Origin of the sequence: Streptomyces sp. NPDC020490 (assembly GCF_044335305.1) — a bacterium.
Taxonomy (GTDB): domain Bacteria; phylum Actinomycetota; class Actinomycetes; order Streptomycetales; family Streptomycetaceae; genus Streptomyces.
In genome coordinates, this window is sequence record NZ_JBIRUY010000059.1 from 1 (window position 1) to 22,633 (window position 22,633).

The following is a 22,633-nucleotide window of genomic DNA, read 5'->3' on the forward strand; positions in this document are numbered from 1 at the left end:
CAAGCTCCGCTGCAGCACCACCCGCATCACCGACCTGGTCAAGGCCGTACTCGCCCTTCACCTGGCCACGTCAAGCTGAGGTTGGAAAAGCCTCATTGCCCCTTTGACGCGTATCTGGGTCACACCCCTGACCGGCGCGGACAGTCCGGCGTAGGCGGCCGCCAGGTTCGACCAGGTGGTGTCGCCGCCGTACGGCGGCACCGACTCGGCGCGCAGGATCGTCGCCGCGGGCGGGTCGACGCGGGCGCCGTGGTCGCAGTGCCAGCCGCGCAGCAGCGTGTGCCGACGGCGGTGCAGCCATTCGTCGTGGTCCATGCCGAACCGTCCGCCGAGCTCCAGCCGGTCGGCGGTGGTCTCGACCTCGGGGGAGTCCGCCGGGGAGGCGCTGCCGCGCCCGGGCGGCACGACCGGTTCGCCGAAGCGCCGGGCGAACGCGATGTGCCCGGCGTGGTCGAGGTGCTGCCCGCGGAAGAACACCACCTTCCAGCGCAGCACCGCCGCCCGGACGGCGGCCACCACGGCGTCGCCGAGGTCGCCGGTCAGGTCGACGCCCGTGATCTCGGCCCCGATGTGCCCGGCGACCGGCCTCACCTCGATCCCCGCGGCCTCGATCGCCGTGGCCGCGTCGGGCTCGGTGGCCGGGTCGACCGCCGCCGTGTCCTGCCCGGTGCTCCGCTCCGCCGTCACGCGCGCTCCACCACTCGTCCGGTCCGGCTCAGGCTCATGCTCCGGCTCAGGTCGAGCCGGTCCCCTTCTCCCTGCTCTCTCCCCCGGTCGATCACTCCTCACCCCGTCCGTGACACCGGAGGAAACGCCGGGGCGGATGGGGTCGTTGCGCCACCGATCCCCTTGCCGGGCCTCTACGTTCGCGACGGTACCCGCTCCGCAGTCCCCGTCCCGGAACTTCGCGACGCGCAGCCACCGGACCTGTACGGCACCGTCTCGCCGCTCGGCGTCGTCGCGGCCGAAGCCGCATGGCGCGACGGTGGCACCTGGCAACGCGAACTGCTCACCGTCCTGGACCGAAACCGCCGACGGCTCTCCGAGGTGCTGCGAGCGCGAATGCCGCGCCCGCGTCACCACGCATCGCAAGCCACCTGCCGTCCTGCTGGACGGGGGCGCCCCCTTCGGTCCCGACGCCGACGCGTCTCTACACACTCGCGGACGAGCCCCGAGCGTGAACCACGCCGCCGGCGCCCGCACAACCGCCCGAACCACCGGCTCCGACGGTAACGGCTACGTCGGTTCGCCGGTCTTGGCGGGGCGGGTGGGACTCGCAGCCCCACGGCCGGCGGACGTCAGGCCCGGCCGACGTCAGGCGCGGTGGGCGCGCAGGGCGGCGAGGGCCCGGTCGGCGTGGGTGTTCATGCGCAGTTCGCTGCGGACCACCTCCAGGACGGTGCGGTCCTGCGCGATGACGAAGGTGACCCGCTTGGTGGGCGCGAGGGTGAATCCCCGCTTCACGCCGAACGCCTCGCGCACGGCCCCGTCGACGTCGGACAGCAGCGGCATGCCGAGACCGTGACGGCCGGCGAACTCCTGCTGGCGTTCGACGGGGTCGCCGCTGACGCCCACGGGCCGGGCCCCGACGGCGGCGAACTCGGCGGCCAGGTCGCGGAAGTGACAGGCCTCCGCGGTGCACCCGGCGGTGAGCGCGGCTGGGTAGAAGAACAGCACCACCGGCCCGTCGACGAGCAGTTCGCCCAGGCTGCGGTCGGTGCCGGTCTCGTCCGGCAGCGTGAAGTCCCCGACCTTGTCGCCGACCTCCGGACGCCCCGTCACGACCGGCCCTCCGCACCGCGCGCGACGCCACGGGCCCACAGCACGAGGGGCAGTTGCAGCGGCAGGCGTCCGAAGGCCGCGGCCTTCTGCGGTGCGGGGCGGTGGCGCCAGTCCACCGCCATCTTCACGTTCGCGGGGAACACGCCGACGAAGAACGCGGTCGCGGCGAGCGCGGCGGCCTTCCGGGTGCGCGGCGCCGCGAGGCCCGCGGCCAGCGCGAGTTCGGCGGCGCCGCTGGCGTACGTCCAGGTGCGGGGGGTGCCCGGCAGGGCTCGCGGGACGATCGCGTCGAACTGGCGTGGCACGGCGAAGTGGGCGGCACCCGCGGCGGCCAGCAGGCCGGCGAGGAGCAGGGGCGAGCGTTCGGACCGGGACACGATTCCTCCTCTGATCGTCTGCGGCGCGATGTTACCGGACGGTAGAGGCCGGCCGGAGCGGCAACGGGCCCCTGGCCGCGAGACCGGATGCGCGGCGGCCCGGTCCGCCCGGCCCCGCCGCTCGCGTCGGCGGCGGGCGCGTGCGTCAGGCGCCCGGTGTCACCGGCGCCAGCCAGATGCCGACGATGGCGTCGGCCAGGCCGGTGGCGGCGTCGTGCCAGCTGGACCGGGGCGTCGGCCTGCCCTCGGCGAGCGCCCGTTCCCGTTCGGCGGGCATCTGCACGATCAGGAGGCGGGCCATCTCGCCGCGTTCGGCGCGGACCTCTGCCGGCAGGTCGGGCAGGCACCGGTTCAGGCCGTCGATGATCTCGCGCAGGGACGGGGAGGCGAGGGACTCCTCCACGACGATCTCGCGCAGCGCCGGGTCGGTCAGCAGCTGGGCGCAGAACCGCGCGTACCAGGTGGGGCCGCCCAGCTCCCCGAGGTGTTCGGACATGGGCCGCACCAGGCAGTCCACCCAGTCGCGCACGTCGGTGGAATCGCGGATCCCGGCCAGCAGCCGGGACCGGATCTCCTCGATGCGGGTGGCGTGCTTGCGGACGATCGCGCGGACGAGGTCGGCCTTGGTGCCGAAGTGGTAGCCGACCACGGTGTTGTTGCCCTGCCCGGCGGCCTCGCCGACCTGACGGTTGGACACCGCGTTCACACCGCGCTCGGCGAACAGCCGCTCGGCGGCGGCCAGGATCAGCTCCCGGGTCGCGCTCGCCTGCCGCGCCCGCACCGTGCCGCCGGCCATGATCACCACCGCACCGGGACTTCGCTCCGCCCGCCGACGGCCAGTCCCTCGAGCCGCCGCGGGTGCGCCGCCGACGCGGCGGCCTCCCGCGCGAAAGCCTACGCAACGGCGCGTCACAGGGGCACCGGCCCACCCCGCACCGGCCGCGCACCGGCCCGGCAGGCGCCCGGCCACGCACGCGCCGGGCACCACCCGACCACTTCCGCCGATTTTCACCCATCTCTGTCCGCATTCGTCCGCATACATCTATATACGCCCCGCCGGTCTCCGCCCGGCCGCCTCCGTTCGCTACGGCCGCCTCCGCCCGCCATCTCCGTCCGCCACCTCCGTCCGCCACCTCCGTCCGCCACCTCCGTCCGCCGCGGCCGTCCGTTCCGGCCGTCGCGCGGCCCGGCAGGGGCAGGCGCTACAGTAAGTCAATCACCTGCCTTAAATTGCGCAGGCACACGGCTCTCCACCACCCCCGATCCGGAGGCACCTCCATGCCCGATGCCCTCGCCGAACCCGCCGACGCCACGGCCTCGGCCCCGCCGCGGCCGAACGCCGTGGTGCCCGTGCTGGCCTTCGCCGGCATCGTCGTATCGCTGATGCAGACGCTGGTCATCCCCATCGTCCCCGAACTGCCCAAGCTGCTGGACGCACCCGCGTCGGACACCGCGTGGGCCGTGACCGCCACGCTGCTCGCCGCCGCCGTGGCCACGCCGGTGGTGGGCCGGCTCGGTGACATGTTCGGCAAGCGGCGCATGCTGCTGGTCAGCGTGATGCTGCTGGTGACCGGCTCCGTCCTGTGCGCGCTCAGCGAATCGCTGGTGCCGATGATCGTCGGGCGGGCCGTGCAGGGCCTGTCGGCCGCGGTCGTGCCGCTGGGCATCAGCATCATGCGGGACGAGTTGCCGGCCGAGCGGCTCGCCGGATCGACCGCGCTGATGAGCGCTTCCCTCGGCGTCGGTGGCGCCCTCGGCCTGCCGACGGCGGCGCTGATCGCCGACCACTTCGACTGGCACGTGCTGTTCTGGAGCTCGGCCGCCATGGGCGCGGTCGCCCTGGTCCTGGTGCTGCTGTTCGTGCCCGAGTCCGCGGTGCGCAGCGGCGGCCGCTTCGACGTGGTGGGCGGCCTCGGCATGGCGACCGGGCTGGTCTGCCTGCTGCTGGCGATCTCCAAGGGCGCCGACTGGGGCTGGTCCAGCGGCCTGACCCTCGGACTGTTCGCCGCCGCCGTCCTGGTGCTGCTCGCCTGGGGCCGGTTCGAACTGCGCACCTCCGAGCCGCTGGTGGACCTGCGCGCCACCGCCCGCCGCCAGGTGCTGGTCACCAACATGGCCTCCGTCGCGATCGGGTTCGCGATGTTCGCGATGTCCCTGGTCCTGCCGCAGTTGCTGCAGATGCCGGAGCAGACGGGCTACGGTCTCGGCAGGTCGCTGCTGACCGCCGGCCTGGTGATGGCGCCGTCCGGCCTGGTGATGATGGCGTTCGCCCCGGTGTCGGCCGCGGTCTCGCGGGCGAAGGGGCCGAAGGTGACGCTGATGATCGGCGCGCTGATCGTGGCCGCCGGTTACGGCCTCAACATCGTCCTGATGAGCGAGGTCTGGCACCTCGTCGTGGTGTCCTGCGTCATCGGCGCCGGCATCGGTTTCACGTACGGGGCCATGCCCGCCCTGATCATGGGCGCGGTGGACCTGTCGGAGACGGCCGCCGCGAACAGCCTCAACACGCTGATGCGCTCGATCGGCACGTCCGTCGCCAGCGCGATCGCCGGTGTCGTGCTGTCCCAGATGACGATCAGCCTGGGCGGTTACGAACTGCCGTCGGAGGACGGCTTCAAGGCGGTCATGGGCCTCGGCGCGGGCGCCGCCCTGCTCGCCTTCGCCGTGGCGTCCTTCATCCCCCGCCGCCGGCCCCTGGCCCCGGCCGAGGCCACGCCCCAGGCGGCGGAGGCACCGGCCGCCGCCTCCTGAGGAACTCACGCGCTGCTCACGCGAGCCGCCGACCGCCGGTCCGGGCCCGGTACGGTCGGCGGCGCCGAGCCGGACGCGCTCAACTCGGCCTCGGTGAAGGCGAGCCCGAGCGTCTCGGCGCAACCGCGCCCCTGCCCCGGCCGGCCGGCCGTTGCGCCGTTCAGGGGAAACCGGTGGGCGGGACGCGTGGCGGTGCGCGGGAGCGTCGAGACCTTCTGCCGTGACCCTGCCGCTGATCCCGCCCATGCTCGCCACCCCGGGCAGCCTGCCGCCCGCCGCGCAGGACGCGCGCTGGGCCTACGAGACCAAGCAGGACGGCCAGCGGGTGGTCGTCTACCTCGAAGGCGACGGCAGCGTGCTGCTGCGCGCCCGGTCCGGGGAGGACATCACCGCCGCGTACCCCGAACTCGCGCCGCTGGGAAGGGCGTTGGGCACCACGTCGGCGGTACTGGACGGGGAGGTGCTCGCGCTGGACGAACAGGGGCGGGCGGACTTCCAGCTGTTGCAGTCCCGCATGGGGCTCGCGCACGCTCCGGAGCGGGCCGCGCGCCGGGCCGCGCAGGCGCCTGTCCACCTCGTGCTCTTCGACGTCATGCATCTGGCGGGCCGCCCGCTCGTCGGGCTCTCGTACACCCGGCGGCGCGGACGCCTGGAGGGCCTCGCCCTCGACGGCCCCTTCTGGTCGACGCCCGCCGCTCTCGTCGGGCACGGCGAGCAGGCCCTGCGCGCCACCCGTGAGCACGGCCTGGAGGGTCTGGTCTGCAAGCGCCTGGACTCGGTGTACGAGCCGGGCGTGCGCTCCCGGTCCTGGATCAAGATCCGCAACATGCGCAGCGAGGACGTCATCGTGGGCGGCTGGCTGCCCGGCAAGGGCCGCATGACGGGTCTGCCCGGCGCCGTGCTGGTCGGCCAGCGCGCCGCGGGACGCCTGCGCTACGTCGGCAGTGTGGGGACCGGCTGGAGCGAGGCGGAGCGGTCACAGCTCGCGGCGCTGTTGCGGGCCGCGGCGTCCAAGGTGTGTCCCTTCGATCCCCCGCCCCCGGTGGCGGGGGCGCACTGGGTGCTGCCCCGGCTGGTCGGCGAGGTCCGCTACAGCGTGCGCACCCGGGCCGGGATGCTGCGCCAGCCGTCCCGGCTGCGGCTCAGGCCCGACCTGGCACCCGAGGAGGCGGCGGCCGACCTCCCCGACGACCTCTCCGACAGCCTCCCGGACGGCATTCCGGACGACCTCCCCGACGACATTCCGGACGATCCCGCCTGACACCGGCGACGCACTCACCCGACGCCACGCCATGGTCCAAGTTTTGGGCAGCGGTTCACCGTTGGTACGCGCGTGACCCCTTGGCCCGGACGTGAAAAGCGGGGAAGCTGAACTCCCCTTTCCCCCACAGCCGTTGGGCTGCGCTCAAGAGGAGCACGCAGTGTCGTCAACGAAGTTCAGGACACACCGCAGGAGATGGCTGACCGGTCTGGCCGGCGCCGCCGCTCTCGTCGTCGCCTTCCCCGCCGTCGCCTTCGCCGCCCCGCCCCAGGCACTGCCCGCCAACGCGGAAGCCGCCGAGTTCACGTACCAGCCGGCGTTCGACTACGACACCGACGGCTGCTACTCGACCCCCGCCATCGGCCCCGACGGCACGATCAACGGGGGCCTGAAGCCGACCGGCGCCCTCAACGGCAGCTGCCGGGACGCCTCGGACCTGGACAACACCAACAGCTACTCGCGCTACAAGTGCAACAACGGCTGGTGCGCGTACATGTACGGGCTGTACTTCGAGAAGGACCAGGCCCTGGCCGGCAGCAGCATCGGCGGGCACCGCCACGACTGGGAGCACGTCGTGGTCTGGGTGCAGGACAACCAGGTCAAGTACGTCTCGACGTCGAACCACGGCTCGTTCACCGTCCACGCGGCGTCCGACGTCCGGTTCGAGGGCACCCACGCGAAGATCGTCTACCACAAGGACGGCATCAGCACCCACTGCTTCCGGCTGGCCAACTCGGGCGACGAGCCGCCGGAGAACCACAAGGGCACCTGGCAGTACCCGCCGCTCGTCGGCTGGAACGGCTACCCGGCGGGCCTGCGCGACAAGCTGAGCGCGTACGACTTCGGCAGCGCCCACTTCGGCCTGAAGGACGACAGCTTCGCCGCACACCTGTCCAAGGCACTGCCGTCCAGCATCACCTTCGACCCCAACGCCTGACACGAGGAACCCGCGCGAGCTGACCCGCGGCCGATTCGTCGGCCCGCCCCTCACCCACGTCACTCAGGGCTCCCGGAGCCGCCCCGGCTCCGGGAGCCCTGCTGTGCGCGGCGCGGCGCGGCGGAGCCCCGGCACGAGGACCGAGGACTCCGAGCCCCGAACCCCCGGAACTGAGGACCGAGGAACCCCAGAACCGAGGACCGAGGACCCGAGCAGGAGGCGGACTGCGTCCGCGGACCGATCCGGCGCCGTGCGCCGCCGCCTAGCCTGCTGGTCATGGACACGAGCGGGACGCACCACACGAGCGGCACCGGCGGACGGTTCGAGGAAGCACTGGAGCGCCTGCACGCCTCGGGGCCGGAACGTCTGGGCAGACTGACCAACCACGCCCCCATGGTCGTCGAGGCGCTCACCGCGCGCGGACACGCGGACGCCGTGCACCGCTGGCTGGACCTGTACACGCGCAAGCTCGAGGACTTCCCCGACCGCGTGGCACCGGTCACCGACGACAACTGGCCCTCGGCACTGGGTGATCCGCGACGGGCCGCGGACTGGATCGACTTCTTCGCCCGGCTGCTCGCCGAACGCCCGTGGCGGGACGTCCTCGCCGAGTGGTGGCCGCGCCTGCTGCCCGGCATGTACGGCGGCTCGACGCATCCGGTGATCCGCGTCGGCCACGCCGTACGCGCCCTGGAGTCCGGCGAGAACACACCCCGTCTCACCGAACTCGCCCACGGCCTGGGCTACTGGGCCGCCCGGCACCGGCCCGTGACCGGCGTCGCCGCCCTGCCGGGCGCGCCGACGGCCGCGCAGGCCCTCGACGCCGTCCCCGCGATCACCGAGGAGCCGCAGGGGTTCCCGGCCCGGCTGGCCGCCGTACGCCGGCTGCCGGTCTGGGCGGACGACGTGACCGACCCCGACACGGCCCACCGGCGGCTCGCCGAGCTGGTGCGGGCCGCGACGCACCGCTACGCCACGCACGGGCACGGCGACGCGATCATGCTCGTGCACGCGGCCACGGCCCCCAACGCGGTACTCAGGACGCTGGGTTCGCTGCCCCGCGAGCTGTGGGCGCCGAGCCTGCGCGCGGCGTGGACGGCGTCGGCGGCGGTCACCGCGATGTACGCCCCGGCCGAACCGGTTGCCTGCGCGCCCGCGGCGCGGGCCACGGCCGAGGAGATCCTGGAACGGGCCCTGGCCCATGGCGACGAGCACGTCGTCAAGTTCGCCGACACGGCCCTGGACGTCGGCGACGAGCGGGCCCTCGCCGCCGCGGGCCGCGCGATCGAGCTCAACTCGCCCCTCGCCTGACGCCCCTCACCTGACGCCCGTTGACCCACGCCCCTCGGCTAACGGCCCTCGGCCAGGGCGTCGCCGAGGGCCGTGCGCGCGTACAGCACGTAGTAGCCCTGGCGGCGGGCGTCGAGCAGGCCCGCCTCGCGCAGGACCGTCAGGTGCGCCGACACGGTGGACGGGGCCAGTCCGTGCCGGCCGGCGAGTTCCGTGGTCGAGGCGGGCGCGGTCAGGCCGGTGAGGACGGCGGCGCGCTGGTGGCCCAGGAGCCGGGCGAGCGCCTCCGGCGGGCGGGGCGCCGGTGCGGTGTGCAGCCGGCCCATGCCGCGGGCGGGATAGACGACCGTGGGCTGCCACGGTCGGGCGAAGCCGCTCACCACGTCCGGCCAGACGAACACGCTCGGCATGAGCAGGACGCCGCGCCCGTCGGCGCGCTGGGCGTCGGCGAGATCGCCGTACATGCGCAGGGTGAGGGTGTGGCCGGCCCAGTCGACGCCGGGGTGCAGGCCGGTGAACAGCGCGTCGAGGCCGACGTCGGCCGCCCGGCGCGAGCGGTGGGCGATGTCGGCTTCCAGGACGGCCCGGTGGCGCGGCCAGTCGGGGGCCAGCAGGGCCTGCCAGGCCCGCTCGGTGAGGTCGGCCAGGCGCCGGACGGTCGCTGCCGGGTCGTCGAGGGCGGCGCGGCCCGCGGGTGACTCGGCGAGCCCGGGGGTGCAGGCGAGCGATCGGGCCATCTCGGCGCGGGCGAGGCCGGGATCGGTGGCGTGCATCCGCGCCAGCTCGTCGTCGATGGACGGGAACGGCTCGTCGGGGGGCGCGCCGAGGAAGTCGGGGGTGTAGCCGCCGGGACGCGGGACGAACAGCCACAGGGGTGACAGGTCCAGGCCGGCCAGGGTGCGGCGCATCCGGCCGAGCCAGGCGCGGTGGTAGCCGTGCCGGGCCGGGCGGCGCAGCATGCGCAGCGCCTCGTGGGTCTGGCACAGCGGAGAGATCGCGAACCGGCAGCGCGCCAGGTCGGCGGTGCCCAGGTGCAGGGTGAGCGGCAAGACGGCCTCCCGGAGCGCGGCCCCTACTGATTCGGTCCCGGCCGAAACAGTAGAGGCCCCGCCGGGCCTCCGGAAACGCTGGCCCCGGCCCGGTCGGCGGCCACCTCGATCACCTGACCCGGAGGACACCTGGATGGGCAGCGGACGTCCGGCCGCCTGGCGCGGGGGCGCCCTCGTCGCGGCGCTGATGCTGGCGGCGTTCACCTTCAACTCCGTCGAGAACCTGCCCGTGGGCCTGCTGTCGCTGATCGCGGCCGACCTGCGGGTGTCGCTCGCCGCGGCGGGCCTGCTGGTCACCGGGTACGGCCTGACGGTGGCGGCGGCGTCGCTGCCCGTCGCGCACCTCACCCGCTCCGTGCCGCGCCGGTATCTGCTCGCCGGGCTGCTGGGCCTGCTGGCGGCGGCGAGCTGGGTCCCGGCGCTGGGGACCGTCTCGTACGGGGTGCTGCTGGCGGCACGGACGGCGACGGCGCTCGCGCAGGCGCTGTTCTGGGCGGTGACGGGCCCGGTGGCGGTGGGGCTGTTCCCGCCCGAGCGGCGGGGCCGGGTCATCGGGCTGCTGTCGGTCGGTGGATCGCTGGCCACGGTGCTCGGCGTGCCGGCCGGGACCTGGCTGGGCGGGCACCGCGGCTGGCCGGCGCCGTTCGCCGTGCTCGGCTGCCTCGCGCTGGTCTCGCTCGCCGTCGTCGCCGTCCTGCTGCCGACCTCGCGGCCCGAGGAGAGTCACGCGGCGTACGGTGCCGCCCCCGACCGGCGCCGGTTCCTGACTGTCCTCGCCACGACCGCCCTGTCGGTGACGGGGGCGTTCACGGGCTTCACGTATGTCGTCGCCTTCCTGAACGACGTCAGCGGGTTCGGCGCGGGCGCGGTGAGCGGGGTGCTGTTCGCCTTCGGCGTGGCCGGGCTGGCCGGGGTGAGCGCGGCCGGGCCGCTGCTGGACCGGTTCCCGCGGGCCACGCTGAGCGTGCCGGTGGCGGCGCAGGCGGCGGCGCTGCTCGGGCTGTACGCGGGCGGGAGCGGCCGGGCGGCGGCCGTCGCGCTGCTGATGCTGCTCGGCGCCTCGGTCGGGCCGGTCTTCATGGCGACGCAGAGCCAGGTGCTGCGGGTCGCGCCGGGCCGCACCGAGACGGCGCTGGCTGCCAACTCGGCCGCGTTCAACGTGGGGGTGGCGGCGGGGGCGCTGCTCGGCGGCGGCCTGCTGTCCGTGGGCGGGGTGCGGGGGACCTTCCTGGCCGGCGGGCTGCTCACGGCGGCGGCACTCACGCTGCTGGTCCGGCCGGAGCGGCGGCCGGCGGCCTGCGCGGCCGACGGGCCGCGGTAACACGACCGGCGGACGGGAACACGACCGGCAGACGGGAACACGGCCAGCAGGCGGGAACACGATCGGCAGGCGGGAACACGACGGCAGACCGCAGCAGAGCACGGCCGGCAGGCCGCGGTACGACGCGCGCCGTGTCCCGCCCGAGGGGAAGGCACCCCGGGCGGGACACGGGCGCCGGCGGTCAGCCGACCGCGGCGGCGAACATGCCGGGCTCGTAGGAGCCGCCCTTCTGGTGCACGATCACGGCGAGCCGGTTGGCCGCGTTGATCAGGGCGACCAGGCAGACCAGCGCGGCGATCTGGTCGTCGTCGTAGTGCTCGCGCACCTGGGACCAGGTCTCGTCGGACACGCCCTGCTGGGCGTCGGCGAGGCGGGTGCCCTCCTCGGCGAGCGCCAGGGCGGCCCGCTCGGCCTCGGTGAACACGGTGGCCTCGCGCCAGGCGGCGACCAGATGGAGGCGGACCGCGCTCTCGCCGGCGGCCGCCGCCTCCTTGGTGTGCAGGTCGATGCACCAGCCGCAGCCGTTGATCTGGCTGGCGCGCAGCGACACCAGTTCCTGCGTGGACCTCGGCAGCGGCGACTGGCCGATCACCAGGGAGGCGTTGGCGAAACGCTTGTTGAACTTCGCGGCGATGTCGTTGGCGAACATGTCGAAACGGGCGTCCATGACGGCGTCCTCACTCGTGGGCTGTGAACCGGACGAACACGAGATGCCGGCGCCCCACTCGCTGTGACGAGGGCGCCCGTGTGACGTGCGCCACCGCCGGCGCATGTCACGGATCCGCGGACCGCGGCGTCCTGTGCGTGTGACACCGACGGGAACGGACAGGCAGGAGCGGCCGGTGACGAGCGAGCACAGCGGGCGGACGAGGGACACGGCCGGGCGGCCCACGGGCGGCACGGGCGGTACGGACGCCGCCACCGACGCGTTCGTCACCCACCGCAACCTGCTCTTCACCGTCGCCTACGAGATGCTCGGCTCGGCCGCCGACGCCGAGGACGTCCTCCAGGAGACCTGGCTGCGGTGGGCGGGCGTCGATCTCTCCGTGGTCCGGGATCCGCGTGCGTACCTGGTGCGGATCACCACCCGCCAGGCGCTGACCCGGCTGCGCACGCTCGGCCGCCGCAAGGAGTCCTACGTGGGCACCTGGCTGCCCGAGCCGCTGCTCACCGCGCCCGACGTGGCCGAGGACGTCGAGCTGGCCGACAGCGTGTCGATGGCGATGCTGCTGGTGCTGGAGACCCTCGCGCCCACCGAGCGGGCGGTGTTCGTACTGCGCGAGGTGTTCGACGTCGGCTACGACGAGATCGCCGAAGCCGTCGACAAGAGCCCGGCGGCCGTGCGGCAGATCGCGCACCGGGCGCGGGCGCACGTCGCCGCGCGCCGGCCGCGCGGGACCGTCTCCCCCGCCGAGACCCGCAGCGCGCTCGACGCGTTCCGGCGGGCGGTGGAGACCGGCGACCTGCAGTGCCTGGTCGACATCCTCGCGCCGGACGTCGTCTTCCTGGGCGACGGCGGCGGGATCAGGCAGGCCGTGCCGCAGCCGGTCAGGGGCGCCGACAAGGTGGCCCGGCTGCTGGCGGGCGGCCTCGGCCGGATCACCGCGGCGTCGCTGCGGCCGGCGCAGGTCAACGCCTGTCCGGCGCTGGTACTGCGGATGGACGGCGAGATCGACACCGTGGTGGCGGTCCGCGTCGACGACGGCCTCGTCACCGGGCTGTACGCCGTGCGCAACCCCGAGAAGCTGTCGCGCATGCAGCGGGAGACGGTGCTGCGCCGCTGAGCGCCGGGCGGCCGACCGGACGGTGGCGCACGGCCGTTGCCGTCCGAGGGTCTATCGTGTCCGCATGTCCGTACCCGAACTGATCCGGATCGTCTCCCGCGACTCGCCGATGGCGCTCGCCCAAGTGGAGCGTGTACGAGCGGAACTGACGGCCCTTCACCCGGGCGTGCGCACCGAGGTCGTGCCCGTGCGGACGACCGGTGACAAGTGGCTCGGCGACCTGTCCCAGGTCGAGGGCAAGGGCGCCTTCACCAAGGAGGTGGACGCCGCGCTGCTCGCCGGCGAGGCCGACCTCGCGGTGCACTGCGTCAAGGACGTGCCCGCCGACCGGCCGCTGCCGGCCGGGACGACGTTCGCCGCGTTCCTCGAACGCGACGACATCCGCGACGCCCTGGTCCATCCGGACGGTCTCACCCTGGACGAGCTGCCCGAGGGGACCCGGATCGGCACCTCCTCCGTGCGCCGGGTCGCCCAGCTCGCCGCCACCCACCCGCACCTGGAGTGCGTGCCCTTCCGCGGCAACGCCAACCGGCGGCTGGAGAAGCTGGCGGCCGGCGAGGCGGACGCGCTGCTGCTGGCGGTGTCCGGCCTGCGGCGCATCGGCCGGGACGACGCCATCACCGAGATCCTCTCCCCCGAGACGATGATGCCGCCGATCGGCGCGGGCATCCTCGCCCTGCAGTGCCGGGAGGGCGACGCGGACCTCATCGACGCGGTCAGCGGGCTCGGCCACCCGGACACGCACCGCGAGGCCACGGCCGAGCGGATGTTCCTGCACGTGCTGCAGGGTCACTGCAACAGCCCGATCGCCGGGTACGCGCGCGTGGACCGCAGCGGTGAACTGTCCCTGAGCGCCTGCGTGTTCACCCCGGACGGCAAGACCCGGCTGAACGCCCACGAGTGGGCGGGACGGCTGGACCCGGCCACGCTGGGCACTTCGGTGGCCGTCGCTCTGCTGCGCCAGGGCGCCCGCGAGATCATCGACGGCATCCCGCACTGAGGCGCGCGGGATCACCGACGGCGTCCCGCACTCCGGCGCGAAGGATCAGGCGGTGCCCTTCTCCGCCTGGTCCCGCAGGTAGTTGCTGACCTGGTGGGCCAGGCAGTCGCGGCCGGCGCCCGGCGCCGCGCCGGCGCCCGGCTCGTGCAGTCCGATGCCGCCCACCCACATCCGGCGGTCGGCCCACTCCTCGTCGACCCGCAGCTGCACCTGCACGTCGATCTGGCTCAGCGACGCCTCCGGTCCGGCCGCGTACAGCACGGCGGTGACCCGGCGCAGCGGATAGACGTCGAAGCCCTCGACGAACTGCGAGTTGCGCCAGTCGATGAAAGCGGCCTCGCCGTCCGGACCGGTCCGCACGTCGATCTGACCGTCCTCGAGGTGGATGCCGACGTTCCGGCTGCCCCGGTTCTCGACGGTGACGCGGAGACTGAAGTACGTCAGCCCGGCGGCCGCGTCGTCACGTCCCCGCGGTGGCTCGGCGGCCTCGAGACGGTGGACGCGGACACGCAGACCGGCATGCTCGTCGTACTCCTGCCAGTCCCCGACCACGTTGGGCTCGTACACAATCCACCTCTCGACCTCAGAGAGCTGCTTCCTATCTGTGGGCTCAGTGCACTGTCAAATGAGCGGAATGCGCTGTGGGCAGCCGGTTCACCCCCTTTGATCGGTGATCAAGCCGTGCGCAGGGACAATCGGCGGGTGGCCCCGAAGCACCTGGGCACACGCGTGCCGCACATCACGTTCGGCCGGCTCCCTCAGCGGGCCGGCCGGGCCGGGAGCGAGGGCACCGTGGCGATGCCGAACGCGTCGCCCGCACCACTCGCCGAGCCGGGCCCCGGCCACGGGCGTCGGCCGCAGGCGTCGACCGGGGGCGTCGACCGGGGGCGTCGACCGGGGGCGTCGGCCGCAGCTGGGCCGCCCGACGGGTGGCGGGACCAGTCTCGCGGGGCCCTCGGCTGCGTCCGGAAATGCCGGCGCCGAGCCGTGCCACGACCGGGCGCGGCAGCTCACGTGACGAATTCCCGCGATGCCGGTCCGTGGCGATCGGAGGCAATTCCCGCGACGATTCAGAATCGCCCGGTCGCCTTGCGTCACCGTATTGACTTTATTGTTTTGGAATCCCTGCGGACGGGAATGCGCATCGCAGTGCTTCGGACCGGAGGCACGTCCACGGGAGCCGGCAGCAGGCCCCGGATGCTCTCCGTCAGGTCCATGCCCGCCCCTCCCGTGGTGTCTGTCCACACAGCACCGGCCGAGGGAGGTGCGCCCATGCGCGTCACCACCGGAACCACGCCGCATCCGCACGACGACGCGCCCGACACCGCCCGGGCCTTCGAACGGCTCGCGCGGCTGCCGGAAGGCCCGGAGCGCAAGGCGCTCAGGGACGAGCTGGTCCAGGCCTGGCTGCCCATGGCCGAACGGATCGCCGTCCGTTTCAAGGGACGCGGTGAGGCTCTCGAGGACCTGTACCAGGTCGCCGCCCTCGGCCTGGTCAAGGCCGTCGACCACTACGATCCGGCACGCGGCCACGCCTTCGAGGCGTACGCGGTGCCGACCGTCACCGGTGAGATCAAGCGCCACTTCCGTGACCACATGTGGACCCTGCACGTGCCGCGCCGGGTCCAGGACCTGCGCAACCGGGTGCGGCACGCCGTGAAGGAGCTGTCGCAGACGACCCCGGGGCGCGCCCCGACCGTCGCCGAGATCGCCGTGTACACGCGCCTGGAGGAGAGCGAAGTACGCACCGGCATGGAGGCCCTGGAGTGCTTCTCCGCGCTGTCCCTGGACGCCGAGGTGCCGGGCACCGAGGGGTACGCCCTGAGCGACACCGTCGGCGGGTCCGACCCGGCCTACGACGTCGTCGTCGACCGGGTGGCCGTCGCCCCCTGTCTGCAGGCCCTCCCGGAGCGCGAGCGGACCATCCTCTACCTGCGGTTCTTCAAGGGCATGACGCAGAGCCGCATCGCGCAGCAGCTCGGCATCTCGCAGATGCACGTCTCGCGTCTGCTCAGCGGCTGCTTCGCGGAGCTGCGCAGGGAACTCCTCAGCGAGACACAGACCCAGCCCCGGACTCAGAGCCGGCCACAGGCGCAGACCCAGAGCCGGCCGCAGAGCCAGGCGCAGAACGGCTGAGCCGGGAGGCGGCCCGGGAGCGGGCGGCAGGGCGTCCCGTCACTGCGGCGGGGCGCCCGGGATCTGCGGAGGACCGTAACGGTCCAGCGCCTCTTCCAATTCAGAGCGTATTTCCGGGGGCAGTGTTCCGTTGCGGCCCCAGATGAGAATCAATTCCGCGATATTGCGCAGTTTGATGTTCGTGTGCTGGGAGACTTCTTTCAGCACCTGCCAGCCCTCGTCCGGCGACAGCCGGCCGAGGGCGACGACCATGCCGATCGCCTGGTCCACGACGGCGTGCGAGGCGATGGCCTCCTTCAGCTGGTCGACTTCCTGCTGCAGCTCGACGATCCGGTCCGAGCCCCCGTCCACGGGCATGGCCACCTCCCGCCGGCCGCTCGCGTACTGGTGTCCGGCCCTTCCATGCTCGTCACTCGCGCGGGCGCCCGCCACCGGGGAGCCGCCCGGCGAGGCCGCCGTTTCGGCCGCCCCGCCGGGGTACTCGACAGGCGCGGAGACCCGTTCCGGTCGGACACTGGTGGCAGAAACCGATGGCGGACCGGTGGCCGCCGGCGGACGAGACCTGGACGTGAGCCATGAACCACGACATCACGCGCCCCGGCCCTGCGACGAGCGTCGTCTCCTCGCACTCCGTGTTCGGCGCGCCCTGCTGGGTGAGTCTGACCAGCCGCGACCTGCGCGCCACCGAGGAGTTCTACACGGCCGTGTTCGGCTGGCGGTGGCGGGCGGCCAAGCTGGGCGAGCACTTCCGGATCGCGCTGGCGGACGGCACGCCCGTCGCCGGGATCGCCGCCGTGGCCACCATGTGGCAGATGGTCGTGACATGGACGCCGTACTTCGCCGTGCCCGGCGCGGACCAGGCCGTGGCCCGGGCGCAGGAGCGCGGCGGCACGACGGCGGTGGGGCCGATCTCCTTCCCGCCGGGCCGGGCGGCGCTGCTGGCCGACCGGGACGGCGCGACGTTCGGGATCTGGGAAGGGGAGCTGGTCTCGGAGTGGGAGAGCTGGCGCCGCGCGGCCCCGACCTTCATCCGGCTGCACACGCGTGACGCCTTCGACGCCGCGATCTTCTACGGCGAGGTCCTCGGCTGGGCGACGGGGAAGCCCGGCTGCTGCGAGGTCGGCTACGAGGGCGAGGAGGTCGTGCTGCGCAGCCAGGGCGACGTGGTGGCGCGCATCGAGTCGGGCGCCCTGGGCGCGGCCCCCGACCCGCGGATCCGGCCCCATTGGCAGGTCCACTTCGCCGTCGTGGACGTGGACGCCTGCGTCCGGGCCGCGGAGCGGCACGGCGGCAGCGTCCTGTCGAAGGGCAGCGAGGAGGCCGTGCTGCGCGACCGCGACGGCGCCCAGTTCACGGTGACCTCACGCCGCGAGCACTGACAGCGGGGAGCACTCACAGCCGCGAGCAGACGGGCGAGCGCCGAAGCAGCACGCTCCCCCGCCCCCTCCTCCGCCCCCGTCTCCGCCTCACCGCACGGCGCGGGAGGGCCGCGACAGCAGGACGAGGCTGCGCGCCTCCACGGCCATCTCCGTACCCGCCTTGTGCTCCACCTCGTCGGGGGCGTCCTGTTCCTCGGCCGTGTCGAGGAGTGTCCGCCAGCGCTCGCCGTAGGCGACGTCCGGCAGCCGGAACGTCATCGGCTCCCAGTAGCTGTTGAACAGCAGCAGGAAGGAGTCGTCCACCACGCGCCGGCCGCGCGCGTCGAGTTCGGCGATGGCGTCGCCGTTGAGGAAGACGCCGACGGAGTGCGCGTCGGGCCGCTGCCAGTCCTCCTCCGTCATCTCCCGCGCGTCCGGCGCCAGCCACACCAGGTCCGGCAGCGGCTGGCCGGCGTGCCGGACGGTCTCCCCGCGGAAGAACCGGCGGCGGCGCAGCACGGGATGGTCGCGGCGCAGCCCGATGAGGTACCGGGTGAAGTCCACGAGGCGGCGCTGCTCCTCGGTCAGCCGCCAGTCGATCCAGGAGACCTCGTTGTCCTGGCAGTAGGCGTTGTTGTTGCCGCCCTGGGTGCGGCCGAGTTCGTCGCCGTGGGACAGCATCGGGATGCCCTGCGACAGCAGCAGCGTGGTGAGGAAGTTGCGCTGCTGGCGGGCGCGCAGTTCGAGGACGGCGGGACGGTCCGTCTCGCCCTCCACGCCGCAGTTCCAGGACCGGTTGTGGTTCTCGCCGTCCTGGTTGTCCTCGCCGTTGGCCTCGTTGTGCTTGTGGTTGTACGAGACGAGGTCGCGCAGGGTGAACCCGTCGTGCGCGGTGACGAAGTTGACGCTGGCGCGCGGGCGGCGCCGGTTGTGCTGGTACAGGTCGGAGGAGCCGGTCAGCCGGGAGGCGAACTCGCCGAGCGTGTGCGGCTCCCCGCGCCAGAAGTCCCGTACGGCGTCACGGTACTTGCCGTTCCACTCCGACCACAGCGGCGGGAAGTTGCCCACCTGGTAGCCGCCCTCGCCGACGTCCCAGGGTTCCGCGATCAGCTTGACCCGGCTGATCACCGGGTCCTGCTGGATGAGGTCGAAGAACGCCGACAGCCGGTCGACCTCGTGGAACTGCCGCGCCAGCGTGGCCGCGAGGTCGAAGCGGAAGCCGTCGACGTGCATCTCGGTGACCCAGTACCGCAGCGAGTCCATGATCAGCTGGAGCACGTACGGGTGCCGCATCAGCAGGCTGTTGCCGGTGCCCGTGGTGTCGTAGTAGTGCTTCCAGTCGCCGTCCACCAGGCGGTAGTACGAGGCGTTGTCGATGCCGCGGAAGGACAGGGTGGGGCCGCGCTCGTTGCCCTCGGCGGTGTGGTTGTAGACGACGTCGAGGATCACTTCGAGGCCGGCCGCGTGCAGCGCCTTCACCATCGACTTGAACTCGGTGACCTGCTGCCCGCGGCTGCCGCGGGCGGCGTAGCCGTTGTGCGGGGCGAAGAAGCCGATCGTGTTGTAGCCCCAGTAGTTGGACAGCCCGCGGCCCCGCAGCACACCGTCCTGCACGTACTGGTGCACCGGCATCAGCTCCACCGCGGTCACCCCCAGCGAGGTCAGGTGCTCCAGGACCGCGGGGTGGGCCAGGCCGGCGTAGGTGCCGCGCAGATCGGCGGGCACGTCGGGATGGGTGCAGGTGAGGCCCTTGACGTGGGCCTCGTAGATCACCGTGTCGGCGTACGGCCGGTCGGGCGGCCGGTCGTCGCCCCAGTCGAAGGCCGGGTCGGTCACCACACCGAGCATGGTGTGCCCGGCGCTGTCGGCCCGGGACCGGCCGTGCGGGGCCCGCTCGAAGAGGGAGGGGTGATCGTCCACCTGCCCGTCCACCGCACGGGTGTACGGGTCGAGGAGCAGCTTCGCCGGATTGCAGCGGTGGCCCAGCTCCGGGTGGAACGGCCCGTGCACCCGGTAGCCGTAGCGCTGCCCCGGCCCGACGCCGGGCAGGTAGCAGTGCCAGACGAACCCGTCGGCCTCCGCCACCGGGACGCGGCGCTCGCCGCCGCCGCCGTCGTCGACGAGGACCAGTTCGACGTGTTCGGCGACCTCGCTGAACAGGGCGAAGTTGGTGCCCTCGCCGTCGAAGGAGGCACCCAACGGGTAGGGGTGCCCGCTCCACACGGGCACCCCTGCCTTGCGCCGTCGCCTGGCCGTCACCGGGCGTCCTGAAGGACGCCGGCGCCGTCGGCCACGCGAGCACCGTCCGCCACGCCGGCGCCGTCGGCCGCGCCGGCCAGCACGACGTCGCCGGCCAGCGCGACGACCGGGACCTCGCGGGGCACCTGGAGCCCCTCGCGCAGGCTCGGCGCGGGCGCGGTGGGCACCAGCGGGACGCGTTCGCCGGCGCGGGCCCGCTGCGAGAACCAGATGACCTTGCTGCCGTTGTCGGTTGCGCAGCAGCCCCATCCGTCGCTCATGGCGGCGATCCACTGCAGGCAGCTCCGCAGATCCTGGTCCGGGCGCAGCTGGGAGTCGTTGCCGCCGATGGCGGTGATGAGGTGCTGGCCGTTCCACCACATCTCGATCGAGGTGTTCTTGTCCGTGGCGTGCTCGTCGATGGCCTTGAGCAGCAGCTCGGTGCCGTGGCAGACGGGCTCGACCAGGTTGTCGAGGTTCCAGAACCGGAGGTGAGCGGCCAGGATGCGCCTGACCTGTCCGACCCGATCGGGGCTGACTTCCACGTCGAGGTGGTAGTAGCAGGGCACTGCGGTCTTCATCTCGTTGGCTCCTCACCGGCGAAGTCCCCGCTCCTCCCCGTCCCCGCGGGACGGGCCCCGAACGCGGAGCGTGAGCGCTGATCGCTCCTGAGTCACCTCAAGAGTGAGAGCGGTACGCCATTCGTGCAACACGAGCGGCCACAGGGGTAGTTGAATCGCCAACAAGACGATGCGTCATCACCCGTGCACCATGTGTGAAGACCTCGATTGCCCGTAACGGACCGTGCGCGCCCGCGCCCGGTCACCGCCCGACGGTCGGGAGACGTGCCATCGAGCCCCGGGAGGTGAACGGCGCCATGCTGCTGCCGGCCAAGGCCGAAGTCGCCCGGCAACTGCGGCGGTACCGGGCCTGGGAACGCGCGATGCTCGCTTCCCCGGCGGACCGCGGGGTGCGGGCCACTTTCGAGGACTCCGGCTACACCCTCTGCGTGCTCATGGGGAAGCGCTGCGCCCGCGAGGCCGCCGACGCGGCCGAACGCTATCTGCGCTCCACCCTGATCTCCTATCTGCGGGACGAGGACGACCGGACCGGCACGGCCCTGGCCGGCCGGCGCGCCCCGCCCGCGGCGGCGCGCCGTACCGCCGCGCGGAGGTAGATCCCGCGCGGCCGGCAATCCCGCGCGGAGGTAGATCCCGCGCGGCCGGCAACCACGCGCGGAGGCGGTTCCTCCCCGCGCGGCCGGCAACCCCGCTCGGAGGCAGATCCTTCCGGCGCAGCTTGTACCCCCGGCCGGGCCAACGGGTCCGGCCCCGAGCACGGCGGAGGTGACACCCATGAGCTGGTCCCAGGCCATCGGCCGCATCCCGGTACGCGACGTCCGGCCGCTCGTCGAGTGCGGCAGGCACCCGGCGAAGGCGGTCGTGGGCGAGTGGTTCGACATCACGGCGACCGTGTTCGGCGAGGGGCACGCCGCCGTCGCCGCGAACGTCGTCCTGACCGATCCGGAGGGCCGTCCGGGCCCGTGGACGCCGATGCGGGAGCTGGCGCCCGGCACCGACCGCTGGGGCGCCACCGTCACGCCCGGCGCCCCGGGCCACTGGACCTACCACGTCGAGGCCTGGAGCGACCCGGTCACGGCCTGGCGGCACCGCGCCCGCATCAAGGTCCCGGCCGGCATCGACACCGGGCTGGTGCTGGAGGAAGGCGGCGAGCTGCACCGGCGGGCGGCCGCCGGGGTGCCCGAGGGGCCGGCGCGCGCCGCGGTGCTGGCGGTCGCGGAGACCCTGGACGACGACTCGCTGCCCGTGGCCACCCGGCTGGCGGCGGCGTTGACGCCGGAGGTGGACGCGGTACTGGCCCGGCATCCGCTGCGGGAGCTGGTCACCGCCTCCGAACCGCTGCCGCTGCTGGTGGAGCGCGAGCGGGCGCTGTACGGCGCCTGGTACGAGTTCTTCCCCCGCTCCGAGGGCACCCCCGAGCAGCCGCACGGCACCTTCCGCACCGCCGCCCGCCGCCTCCCCGCGATCGCCGCGATGGGCTTCGACGTCGTCTACCTGCCCCCCATCCACCCCATCGGCACCACCTTCCGCAAGGGCCGCAACAACACCCTCTCCGCCGGCCCCGACGACGTCGGCGTGCCCTGGGCCATCGGCTCCCCCGAGGGCGGCCACGACGCCGTCCACCCCGCCCTGGGCACCATCGAGGACTTCACCTTCTTCGTCGGCCGCGCCCGCGAGCTGGGCCTGGAGATCGCCCTGGACTTCGCCCTGCAGTGCTCCCCCGACCACCCCTGGGTGGCCAAGCACCCCGAGTGGTTCCACCACCGCCCCGACGGCACCATCGCCTACGCCGAGAACCCGCCCAAGAAGTACCAGGACATCTACCCCATCGCCTTCGACGCCGACATGGACGGCCTGATCGCCGAGACCCTGCGGGTACTGCGCCACTGGATGACACACGGCGTGCGGATCTTCCGCGTGGACAACCCGCACACCAAACCGGTCGTCTTCTGGCAGAAGGTGATCGCCGAGATCAACGCCACCGACCCGGACGTGATCTTCCTGGCCGAGGCGTTCACCCGCCCGGCGATGATGCACACCCTCGCCCAGACCGGCTTCCAGCAGTCCTACACCTACTTCACCTGGCGCAACACCAAGCGGGAACTGACCGAGTACCTCACCGAGCTGTCCGGGGAGGCGGCCGCCTACATGCGGCCCAACTTCTTCGTCAACACCCCCGACATCCTCCACGAGTACCTCCAGCACGGCGGCCGCCCCGCCTTCGAGGTCCGCGCCGTCCTCGCCGCCACCCTCTCCCCCGCCTGGGGCGTCTACTCCGGCTACGAACTGTGCGAGAACACCCCCCTGCGCGAGGGCAGCGAGGAATACCTCGACTCCGAGAAGTACCAGCTCAAACCCCGCGACTGGGACACCGCCGAACGCGAGGGCCGCACCATCACCCCCCTCATCGCCCGCCTCAACGAGATCCGGCGGCGGCATCCGGCCCTGCACCGGCTGCGGAACCTGCGCTTCCACGCGACCGACAACGACGCGGTCATCGCCTACAGCAAGACGACCGGCGAGGACACCGTCCTCGTCGTCGCCAACCTCGATCCCCACCACACCCAGGAGGCCACGGTCTCGTTGGACATGCCGCGACTCGGCCTGGACGGGAACGCGTTCATGTCCGCGCACGACGAACTGACGGGTGACACCTACCACTGGGGGCGGAGCAACTATGTGCGTCTGGAACCCGGCAGGGCCCCGGCACACGTGCTCCACGTCCAGCGGTCGTCCGCATAGCCACAGATTCGGAGGGTCACAGCGTC

20 protein-coding genes and 1 pseudogene are annotated in these 22,633 nt (G+C 73.3%); 11 read left to right on the forward strand and 10 right to left on the reverse strand.

Annotated features, from left to right (window positions below; genetic code table 11):
* Positions 1-126: 126 nt before the first annotated feature.
* The 4 genes and pseudogenes from ACH4ZX_RS38105 to ACH4ZX_RS38120 form a co-directional block, all read right to left on the reverse strand.
* Positions 127-612, reverse strand: a pseudogene (locus ACH4ZX_RS38105) (TauD/TfdA dioxygenase family protein); the annotation flags it as partial.
* 702 nt (positions 613-1,314) lie between these two features.
* On the reverse strand, positions 1,315-1,782 hold the full coding sequence (locus tag ACH4ZX_RS38110) for a peroxiredoxin (RefSeq protein ID WP_360757259.1): 468 nt from the start codon (positions 1,780-1,782) through the stop codon (positions 1,315-1,317).
* On the reverse strand, positions 1,779-2,159 hold the full coding sequence (locus ACH4ZX_RS38115) for a DoxX family protein (protein WP_360757262.1): 381 nt from the start codon (positions 2,157-2,159) through the stop codon (positions 1,779-1,781). The genes ACH4ZX_RS38110 and ACH4ZX_RS38115 overlap by 4 nt, the downstream gene beginning before the upstream one ends.
* A gap of 145 nt (positions 2,160-2,304) precedes the next feature.
* A complete protein-coding gene (locus ACH4ZX_RS38120) occupies positions 2,305-2,955 on the reverse strand; it encodes a TetR/AcrR family transcriptional regulator (protein WP_398283148.1) in 651 nt (216 codons plus the stop codon).
* A gap of 482 nt (positions 2,956-3,437) precedes the next feature.
* Between ACH4ZX_RS38120 and ACH4ZX_RS38125 the strand changes: the two genes are divergently transcribed.
* The 4 genes from ACH4ZX_RS38125 to ACH4ZX_RS38140 all read left to right on the forward strand — a co-directional run bounded on the left by ACH4ZX_RS38125 (position 3,438) and on the right by ACH4ZX_RS38140 (position 8,419).
* Entirely contained in the window at positions 3,438-4,910 is a 1,473-nt protein-coding gene (locus ACH4ZX_RS38125) for an MFS transporter (RefSeq protein WP_398283150.1), read from the forward strand.
* 220 nt (positions 4,911-5,130) lie between these two features.
* A complete protein-coding gene (locus ACH4ZX_RS38130; protein ID WP_398283152.1) occupies positions 5,131-6,171 on the forward strand; it encodes an ATP-dependent DNA ligase in 1,041 nt (346 codons plus the stop codon).
* Between the two features lie 160 nt (positions 6,172-6,331).
* A complete protein-coding gene (locus ACH4ZX_RS38135; RefSeq protein WP_398283154.1) occupies positions 6,332-7,108 on the forward strand; it encodes an NPP1 family protein in 777 nt (258 codons plus the stop codon).
* A gap of 276 nt (positions 7,109-7,384) precedes the next feature.
* Positions 7,385-8,419 carry a questin oxidase family protein gene (locus ACH4ZX_RS38140; protein ID WP_398283156.1) on the forward strand — a complete coding sequence of 345 codons (1,035 nt, stop codon included), beginning with the start codon at positions 7,385-7,387 and terminating at the stop codon, positions 8,417-8,419.
* Between the two features lie 38 nt (positions 8,420-8,457).
* Here ACH4ZX_RS38140 and ACH4ZX_RS38145 read toward each other — a convergent pair whose 3' ends face one another.
* Complete coding sequence (locus ACH4ZX_RS38145; RefSeq protein ID WP_398283158.1) at positions 8,458-9,447, reverse strand: DUF5937 family protein; 990 nt, start codon at positions 9,445-9,447, stop codon at positions 8,458-8,460.
* A gap of 133 nt (positions 9,448-9,580) precedes the next feature.
* On the opposite strand from ACH4ZX_RS38145, the gene ACH4ZX_RS38150 reads away from it, so the two are divergent.
* Positions 9,581-10,768 carry an MFS transporter gene (locus ACH4ZX_RS38150; RefSeq protein WP_398283160.1) on the forward strand — a complete coding sequence of 396 codons (1,188 nt, stop codon included), beginning with the start codon at positions 9,581-9,583 and terminating at the stop codon, positions 10,766-10,768.
* A gap of 181 nt (positions 10,769-10,949) precedes the next feature.
* Here ACH4ZX_RS38150 and ACH4ZX_RS38155 read toward each other — a convergent pair whose 3' ends face one another.
* The gene (locus tag ACH4ZX_RS38155; RefSeq protein ID WP_398283162.1) at positions 10,950-11,435 is read right to left on the reverse strand and encodes a carboxymuconolactone decarboxylase family protein; all 486 of its coding nucleotides are present in this window, start codon (positions 11,433-11,435) and stop codon (positions 10,950-10,952) included.
* 175 nt (positions 11,436-11,610) lie between these two features.
* On the opposite strand from ACH4ZX_RS38155, the gene ACH4ZX_RS38160 reads away from it, so the two are divergent.
* Both ACH4ZX_RS38160 and hemC read left to right on the forward strand, forming a co-directional pair.
* Entirely contained in the window at positions 11,611-12,552 is a 942-nt protein-coding gene (locus tag ACH4ZX_RS38160; protein WP_398283164.1) for an RNA polymerase sigma-70 factor, read from the forward strand.
* 64 nt (positions 12,553-12,616) lie between these two features.
* On the forward strand, positions 12,617-13,552 hold the full coding sequence (gene hemC, locus ACH4ZX_RS38165) for a hydroxymethylbilane synthase (protein ID WP_398283166.1): 936 nt from the start codon (positions 12,617-12,619) through the stop codon (positions 13,550-13,552).
* Positions 13,553-13,597: 45 nt separating this feature from the next.
* Here hemC and ACH4ZX_RS38170 read toward each other — a convergent pair whose 3' ends face one another.
* Positions 13,598-14,119, reverse strand: a complete 522-nt coding sequence (locus ACH4ZX_RS38170) for a hypothetical protein (protein ID WP_398283168.1) — start codon at positions 14,117-14,119, stop codon at positions 13,598-13,600.
* Positions 14,120-14,824: 705 nt separating this feature from the next.
* Between ACH4ZX_RS38170 and ACH4ZX_RS38175 the strand changes: the two genes are divergently transcribed.
* Positions 14,825-15,688, forward strand: coding sequence for a SigB/SigF/SigG family RNA polymerase sigma factor (locus ACH4ZX_RS38175; protein WP_398283170.1), 864 nt, complete (start codon positions 14,825-14,827; stop codon positions 15,686-15,688).
* Between the two features lie 39 nt (positions 15,689-15,727).
* Here ACH4ZX_RS38175 and ACH4ZX_RS38180 read toward each other — a convergent pair whose 3' ends face one another.
* A complete protein-coding gene (locus ACH4ZX_RS38180) occupies positions 15,728-16,045 on the reverse strand; it encodes an ANTAR domain-containing protein (protein WP_398283172.1) in 318 nt (105 codons plus the stop codon).
* 218 nt (positions 16,046-16,263) lie between these two features.
* Between ACH4ZX_RS38180 and ACH4ZX_RS38185 the strand changes: the two genes are divergently transcribed.
* Positions 16,264-17,067: a VOC family protein gene (locus ACH4ZX_RS38185; RefSeq protein ID WP_398283174.1), complete on the forward strand. Its 804-nt coding sequence runs from the start codon at positions 16,264-16,266 to the stop codon at positions 17,065-17,067.
* Between the two features lie 87 nt (positions 17,068-17,154).
* On the opposite strand, the gene glgX is transcribed toward ACH4ZX_RS38185, so the two are convergent.
* Positions 17,155-19,305, reverse strand: coding sequence for a glycogen debranching protein GlgX (gene glgX, locus ACH4ZX_RS38190; RefSeq protein WP_398283176.1), 2,151 nt, complete (start codon positions 19,303-19,305; stop codon positions 17,155-17,157).
* Positions 19,302-19,865, reverse strand: coding sequence for a pep a2 (locus ACH4ZX_RS38195; RefSeq protein ID WP_398283177.1), 564 nt, complete (start codon positions 19,863-19,865; stop codon positions 19,302-19,304). The genes glgX and ACH4ZX_RS38195 overlap by 4 nt, the downstream gene beginning before the upstream one ends.
* 296 nt (positions 19,866-20,161) lie before the next feature.
* On the opposite strand from ACH4ZX_RS38195, the gene ACH4ZX_RS38200 reads away from it, so the two are divergent.
* Together ACH4ZX_RS38200 and ACH4ZX_RS38205 are read left to right on the forward strand one after the other, a co-directional pair.
* Positions 20,162-20,461 carry a DUF5133 domain-containing protein gene (locus ACH4ZX_RS38200; protein WP_398283179.1) on the forward strand — a complete coding sequence of 100 codons (300 nt, stop codon included), beginning with the start codon at positions 20,162-20,164 and terminating at the stop codon, positions 20,459-20,461.
* A gap of 178 nt (positions 20,462-20,639) precedes the next feature.
* Positions 20,640-22,607, forward strand: a complete 1,968-nt coding sequence (locus tag ACH4ZX_RS38205; RefSeq protein ID WP_398283181.1) for an alpha-1,4-glucan--maltose-1-phosphate maltosyltransferase — start codon at positions 20,640-20,642, stop codon at positions 22,605-22,607.
* Positions 22,608-22,633: the final 26 nt, after the last annotated feature.